Consider the following 6,834-nt stretch of genomic DNA (forward strand, 5'->3'; position numbering starts at 1 on the left):
GATGTGTATAAGAGACAGAGGCAGGACCAGGTAGCCGCCCTCCCCGTGGAAGCGCAGCGAGCTGGGCACCCAGTCCTTGGCGTGCAGCAGTTCACCGAGCCGTTCGAGGGTGTACGGGGCGACCAGCAGCGACCACCGGGTGGGCGTGGCCACCACGGGGCCGAGCCGCAGCCCCATGGCGTCGAGCGCGGCCACCGCCCGGGCGCCCGCCACGGCCGGGAGGCTCAGCGCGCACGGTGCCTGCCGGCCGGTGGCCAGGAGGAGCGGGGCCGTGGGCCGGTTGGTCCACCACCACCGCACCATGCGGGCGTCCGTGGTCGCCGCGAGGAGGTCCGGGTCGAAGGGGTGCGCGCCGGGTACCGCGCACTCGGGGTCCGGGCAGGCGCAGCCACGCCGCCCGTGCTCACCGCGTGCGCCCGTCGTGGCCGTCCCCACTCCGGGGAGGAGGGGCCATCTCCAGACGGTGGCGCAGGTGAGCGCCGCGTCGAGGCGGGCGGAACGTGCCGTGCGCCGGAGCCGGCGCCTGCGTCGCCTTCCGAGGATCTCGCGCATGAGCGCTCGTTCCTTTCCGTTGAACGCCGAGGTCCACTTCACACCACGCGCTCGTCGTACCGCGCGTGCGTCTCTTCACTGTGCGTGCATGTCCGTCGGGAGTGCGGTACGGACATGCAGTCGGTGCCGAGCGTGCGCCGAGTCGATCGGGAGTGGAACCAAACAGATCAGAGTGGAACCGAACAGAATGGTGCGGAGCCGAGTCCGGTCAAAACATCGCGCGGGCGGCCTGTGCTTCAGGCTTGCCGCCCCTTGTGCAATCCCGCCGCTGCGGAGCGGGGGTGCGGCCGTCACGGGTGAGGACGCCCGGGCTCGTCGTCGGGTTCCGGGGCAGCGCCAACTGCCCCTGGCCATACACGACTACGTACCCCGCTTGCCCAGGATGACGCTCCCTCGGACTCGTCGTCCCGAGGGCGCCCCCTACCGAGCACGCCCAGTCGACCGCAAAAGGCCGCACAGGGGTGCAATTTTCAGCCATGTTGACGGATCTCCGGACACCGTAAATACGGCAGGGACAATGCTGGACATCGCCTTACTTATGCGTGTAGATGTGGGGGCGTGTACCTGTGGTTGCACTGATAGCGACGCAGCACGACATGGGGGTTTGCGATGCTATTCGACAAAACACACCGGTCGGAAAGCCGAATGCCATGAGCGCCCCACACCTGCCGAAAGTGACCGGAATCAATCCGCCCATTCCTGTTTCAACGCAGACTGCCGCGCCTCCGCCGGACGTCCCCGCCGTGCCGGGCGCCTTCCTCCAGGACCGGCTGGCCGGATGGGTCTCCGACCTGACCACCCTTCACGAACTCACCGAGTCACTCGCCGGGACCGGCACGCTCGACAGCGCACTCCGCGAACTCCTGAGCGCCGGAGCCTCCCTGGTCGGTGCCCGTCGCGGACTCCTGGTCCTCCAGCCGGGTGACGGCGGCGGCCCCTCACGCACCGTCGGGCTGGGGCTCACCCCCGCGGAACTCGGCCACATCGAGACCGTGCCGCGGGGCGCCACCGCCTACGGCCGGTTCCTCGACGGCCTCCCCGACACCGGCGGCCCGCAGGCCAGCCCCGACATCCTCGGCGACCCGGGCCTCGACCCCCGCTCCCGCGAGGTCGCCCTGCGGATCGGGTACGCCGCGAGCTACGCCCAGCCCCTGGCCACCCCCGCCGCCGGCCGGCTGGGCGTAGCCGTCTGGCTCTACGACGAGCCCGCGGAACCCCTCGACCGCCGACGCCACCTGGTCGGCCTGTACGGGCACTACGCCGCCCAGCACCTGGCCCGCCTGCTGGAGCTGGAACGGACCCGGGCGGACGCCGCCGTCATCCGCGAGGAGCTCCTGCCCAGCCGGCTTCCCCCGACCCCCGGGGTGCGGCTGGCCGCACGCCACCGGACCGCCCCCAGGGGCGGCGGCGACTGGTACGACGCCCTGCCCCTCCCGGACAACGCCCTGGGCATCTCCGTCGGCTCGGTGAGCGGTTCGGGGCCGAGCGCCCTCGCCGCCGTGGGCCGGCTCCGCGCCGGACTGCGGGCGTACGCGGTGCTGGAGGGGGAGGACCCCGTGGCCGTCCTCTCCGACCTGGAGCTGCTGGTACGGCAGACCGAGCCGGCCGGTTCGGCCACCGCCCTCTACGCCTACTGCGAACCCGGCCACCGCACGGTCCTGCTCTCCGGCGCCGGGCACGCCCCGCCCCTGGTGACCGGCGACCTGCGCACCGAGTTCGTGGAGACGTCGCTCTCCGCACCGCTGGGCATGCTCTCCTGCTGGGAGGCGCCGAGTGTGGAGTTCAGCCCGCTGCCCGGAGAAACGGTGCTGCTCTACACGGACGGGCTGCTGCGGTGCACCGGCGCCCCGAGGGACCGGGCGTTCGACCGGCTCCACGCGGCGGCGGCCGGCGTACCGAAGGCCCTGCGCCTCGACCCCGGGGCCGTCGCCGACCACGTCCTGCGGGCCGTTCTGCCCGACTGCGCCGAGCCGGACGGCTGCCCCGAGGACGTCGTCGTCCTCGCCGTGCGCTTCGACTGACGGCACCCGGACCGGTAACAGGTCTTCCGGCCCTGGGCCCCCTTCCGTACGCCCGTACGATGGAGAGGGCCCAGTGTCGTATAAGGAGAGACAAATCGTGTCTGACGAGCTCACCCCGGAGAACCCGGAAACAGCCGAAGCAGAGCCGATCAAGCAGCGGAAGAACGGCCTGTACCCGGGCATTTCCGACGAGCTCGCCGAGAGCATGAAGTCCGGCTGGGCCGACACCGAGCTGCGCGGCCTGAAGCCCATCGCCCAGGCCGGTCACACCGCCGCACGCCGCGCCGCGCTCTCCGCCCGCTTCCCCGGCGAGCGCCTCGTCGTCCCGGCGGGCAACCTCAGGACCCGCTCGAACGACACGGAGTACGCGTTCCGCGCCTCCACCGAGTACGCCTACCTCACCGGCGACCAGACCCAGGACGGCGTGCTGGTGCTGGAGCCGACCTCCGACGGCCACGACGCGACGATCTACCTGCTGCCCCGCTCGAACCGTGAGAACGGCGAGTTCTGGCTCGACGGACAGGGCGAGCTCTGGGTCGGCCGCCGCCACTCCCTCTCCGAGGCCGAGCAGTTGCTGGGCCTCCCCGCGAAGGACGTCCGCGAGCTCCCGGCCGCCCTGTCCGAGGCCACCGGACCGGTGCGCACCGTCCGCGGACACGACGCGGGCATCGAGGCCGCGCTGACCGACAAGGTCACCGCGGAGCGCGACGAGGAGCTGCGCGTCCACCTGTCCGAGGCCCGCCTGGTCAAGGACGCGTTCGAGGTCGCCGAGCTGCAGAAGGCCTGCGACGCCACGGCGCGCGGCTTCGAGGACGTCGTGAAGGTCCTCGACAAGGCCGAGGCCACCAGCGAGCGCTACATCGAGGGCACCTTCTTCCTGCGCGCCCGCGTCGAGGGCAACGACATCGGCTACGGCTCGATCTGTGCCGCCGGCCCGCACGCCACCACGCTGCACTGGGTCCGCAACGACGGCCCGGTCCGCCCCGGTGAGCTGCTGCTGCTCGACGCGGGGGTGGAGACCGACGAGCTCTACACCGCCGACGTGACGCGGACGCTGCCGATCAACGGCTCGTTCACCCCGCTCCAGCGCAAGATCTACGACGCCGTGTACGAGGCCCAGGAGGCGGGCATCGCGGCCGTGAAGCCGGGCGCCGCCTTCCGCGACTTCCACGACGCCGCGCAGCGGGTCCTCGCCGAGAAGCTGGTCGAGTGGGGCCTGCTCGGCGACCTGTCCGTGGAGAAGGTCCTGGAGCTCGGCCTGCAGCGCCGCTGGACGCTGCACGGCACGGGCCACATGCTCGGCATGGACGTCCACGACTGCGCCGCCGCCCGTACCGAGGCGTACGTCGACGGCGTCCTGGAGCCGGGGGTCTGCCTCACCGTCGAGCCCGGGCTGTACTTCCAGGCCGACGACCTGACCGTGCCGGAGGAGTACCGGGGCATCGGCGTCCGGATCGAGGACGACATCCTCGTCACCGAGGACGGCAACCGGAACCTCTCCGACAAGCTGCCGCGCCGGGCCGACGAGGTCGAGGCGTGGATGGCCGGTCTCAAGGGCTGACCCGCCGGCGCGGACGCCCGCGCCGCAGGCACCACGGGGGCGCGCCGCTCAGGACACCATGAGCAGCGCGCCCTCGCGCCACTTCAGCACCTTGTCGAAGCTCACCACGGCGCCCCGGCCCGGCCGGTTGCCGAAGGTCACGTGGTCGGCGAGTTCCTCGATGAGGCAGAGTCCCCGGCCGCTCTCCGCCATGGCCGAGGGAGGTTCCTCGGGAGGGGCGGCGCAGACGACTCCCCCGGCGGACGGCCGTCCGGCCGGCGGATGCGCGTCCGCCGGCTGTCCGACGGGCGGTTGTGCGGCGGCGCGAAGCGTGCGACGGTCCGGGAACCCGGGCCCCGAATCGGCGACTTCGATACGGCATTTCTCGCCGTCCAGATAAGCGGTGACCCGGTACTGCTCGTTGGCCTGCCCGGGCCGCTCGTCCACGGCGTGCCCCGGACCGGCGGCACCGGCGTTCCCCGCACCCGGCCGGCCGCCGTGCTCGACGGCGTTCGCACACGCTTCGCTGAGCGCGACCGACAGGTCGTAGGAGATGTCCGGATCGACCCCCGCCGTCTCCATGGTGCCGAGGAGAAAACGACGGGCGAGCGGAACGCTCGCGGCTTCGCGCCGCAAATGGAGTGACCACCACATGCTCATGCTCCAGCCTCCTGGCTGCGGCTCGACATACGGTTACGTATTGCCGGGGTGGGCGCTCGATAAGCACCCCGATGCCGTGACAGCGCTCGTTCGGCGGATGCGAATGCCCCGTATCCCGGTGTATGACGGTCCCGCGACCGGTGTACGGCCGCTCGTCCCCCGTCCGCTTCCGGTTCCGGGCGGCGTCGCGCGGGCCCTGCGAACAGGCCCGACACGCTCCGATCGCCCCGATGGGGACAGAAGGCAACCTTCCGGACCTGCCGTACGGGACCCCGGGTCGCAGTGCGATGATGTCCGGGCCATGTCTATGCCTGTCGCACGCGCCGGAGCCGGTCTGCGGCTCATGAGGACCGCGGTGTTCACCGCGGTCTGCGTCGCGCTGGCCGCGGCGGGACACAGCCTCGCCGCGGGTGCCGGGGTGCCCGGCTGGACCCTTGCCGCAGGATTCCTCGGAGTCTTCACCGCCGTCGCCGTGCTCGCCGGGCGCGAGCGTTCCCTCCCCTCGATCGTCGGCGCGCTGGCCGCCGGACAGCTCGCGCTGCACGCCCTGTTCGGGCTCGGTCGGCACGCTCCGGGTGCCGCGACGGCGTCCGGCGGGGACGACTCGCTGATCCGGTTCGCGGCGAGCCTCGTCTGCGGTGCCGGGCCCGCGCAGCTGAGCGCCGGGGAGGCGCACCGCATCGTCACCACCGCGGGCATCGACCCGACGGCCGTGGCACAGGGACACCAACTGGCGTCCGGAGCGGCACCCGATCCCGCGGTCTCCGCCATGGCGGCCGGACTGCTGCCGAGCCTGCCCATGGTCCTGGGGCACCTCCTCGCCGCGCTCGCCACCGGTTGGCTGCTGCGCCGCGGCGAGATCGCGCTCTTCCGGCTGGCCGCGCTCTCCGTCCACGGCGGACGGCAGCTCGCCGCCGGTGCCCGGCTCCGGGCGCTGCGCGCGGCCATGTCCCTGGTACGCGCCCTGCGCGCGGGCCTCCCGGGACATCCGGCGAACGGCCCGCGCCGCCCCCTGCGCACCGCCGTCGACGCCCCGGCGCCCGCGACCGGGGACCCTCTGCAGCATCTGGTGATCAGGCGCGGCCCGCCGCCCGCGTACGTACGCGCAGCCTGACGCGGCCACTCCGCCGGATTCCGGTGCGGAGGCGGTCGCGAGCCGTCGCGCTCCCGCGCGCCGGACCACCTTCTTCCGTGAACTGTGGAGTGATCCCTGTCATGAACGTTTCCCGCATCGTCCTCGCCGGCGGCGTCGCCGCGTCCACCGTCCTGCTGCTCGCCGGGCCCGCCGCCGCGCACGTCAGCGTGCAGCCGCAGGGCGAGGCCGCCAAGGGCGGATACGCCACCGTCAACTTCAAGGTCCCCAACGAGCGTGACAACGCCTCCACCGTCAAGGTCGAGGTGAACTTCCCGACCGACCACCCGCTGGCCTCCGTCAGCCCGCAGCCGGTCGCCGGCTGGAAGATCGAGGTCACCAAGAGCAAGCTGGCCGAACCGCTCGAGGTGCACGGCAAGAAGATCGACAAGGCCGTCTCCAAGGTCACCTGGACCGCGGACGGCAAGGGCATCGAGCCGGGCTTCTTCCAGCAGTTCCCGCTCTCGGTCGGGCAGCTCCCCGAGGACGCCGACCAGCTGGTCTTCAAGGCCCTGCAGACGTACAGCAACAAGGAAGTCGTCCGCTGGATCGAGGAGCCGGCCGAGGGCGGCGAAGAGCCCGAGAGCCCCGCTCCCGTCCTCCAGCTGACCGCCGCGTCGGCCGACGGCCACGGTGCCGCCGCCGACGCCAAGGGCGGCGAGGCGGACAAGGCGGAGGAGACCGCGGCCGCCTCGGAGAACACCGCCTCGTCGAGCGACAGCGACACCACGGCCCGCGTCCTCGGCATCGCCGGCATCGTCATCGGCATCGCGGGCGTCGCGTTCGGCGTCCTGGCCGGCCGCCGCCGCACCGCCTGATCCACTGATCCACCACCCGCACCACAGACCAGGAAACAGCTCTCCATGCGCAACAAGAAGACGGTGCTGGCCGCGGCGTTCGCCGCCGTGGCCGCACTGACCCTGTCCGCC

The 6,834-nt window shown here is 72.5% G+C and carries 6 protein-coding genes; 4 read left to right on the forward strand and 2 right to left on the reverse strand.

Annotated features, from left to right (window positions below; genetic code table 11):
* Positions 1-552: bifunctional DNA primase/polymerase (locus IH13_RS0100835; RefSeq protein ID WP_063837384.1), on the reverse strand; the 552-nt coding region annotated here is incomplete at its 3' end.
* 596 nt (positions 553-1,148) lie between these two features.
* On the opposite strand from IH13_RS0100835, the gene IH13_RS0100840 reads away from it, so the two are divergent.
* Positions 1,149-2,573 carry a PP2C family protein-serine/threonine phosphatase gene (locus IH13_RS0100840; RefSeq protein ID WP_082317475.1) on the forward strand — a complete coding sequence of 475 codons (1,425 nt, stop codon included), beginning with the start codon at positions 1,149-1,151 and terminating at the stop codon, positions 2,571-2,573.
* Between the two features lie 97 nt (positions 2,574-2,670).
* Complete coding sequence (locus IH13_RS0100845; RefSeq protein WP_031080128.1) at positions 2,671-4,134, forward strand: aminopeptidase P family protein; 1,464 nt, start codon at positions 2,671-2,673, stop codon at positions 4,132-4,134.
* Positions 4,135-4,182: 48 nt separating this feature from the next.
* Here IH13_RS0100845 and IH13_RS0100850 read toward each other — a convergent pair whose 3' ends face one another.
* Complete coding sequence (locus IH13_RS0100850; RefSeq protein WP_031080129.1) at positions 4,183-4,773, reverse strand: ATP-binding protein; 591 nt, start codon at positions 4,771-4,773, stop codon at positions 4,183-4,185.
* 301 nt (positions 4,774-5,074) lie between these two features.
* Here IH13_RS0100850 and IH13_RS0100855 point away from each other — a divergent pair, with 301 nt between their 5' ends.
* Together IH13_RS0100855 and IH13_RS0100860 are read left to right on the forward strand one after the other, a co-directional pair.
* Positions 5,075-5,887: a hypothetical protein gene (locus IH13_RS0100855; protein WP_110084955.1), complete on the forward strand. Its 813-nt coding sequence runs from the start codon at positions 5,075-5,077 to the stop codon at positions 5,885-5,887.
* A gap of 101 nt (positions 5,888-5,988) precedes the next feature.
* Positions 5,989-6,723, forward strand: a complete 735-nt coding sequence (locus tag IH13_RS0100860) for a YcnI family copper-binding membrane protein (RefSeq protein WP_031080132.1) — start codon at positions 5,989-5,991, stop codon at positions 6,721-6,723.
* Positions 6,724-6,834 lie beyond the last annotated feature (111 nt).

The sequence above is a fragment of the Streptomyces sp. NRRL WC-3549 genome (assembly GCF_000721935.1).
Lineage (GTDB): Bacteria > Actinomycetota > Actinomycetes > Streptomycetales > Streptomycetaceae > Streptomyces.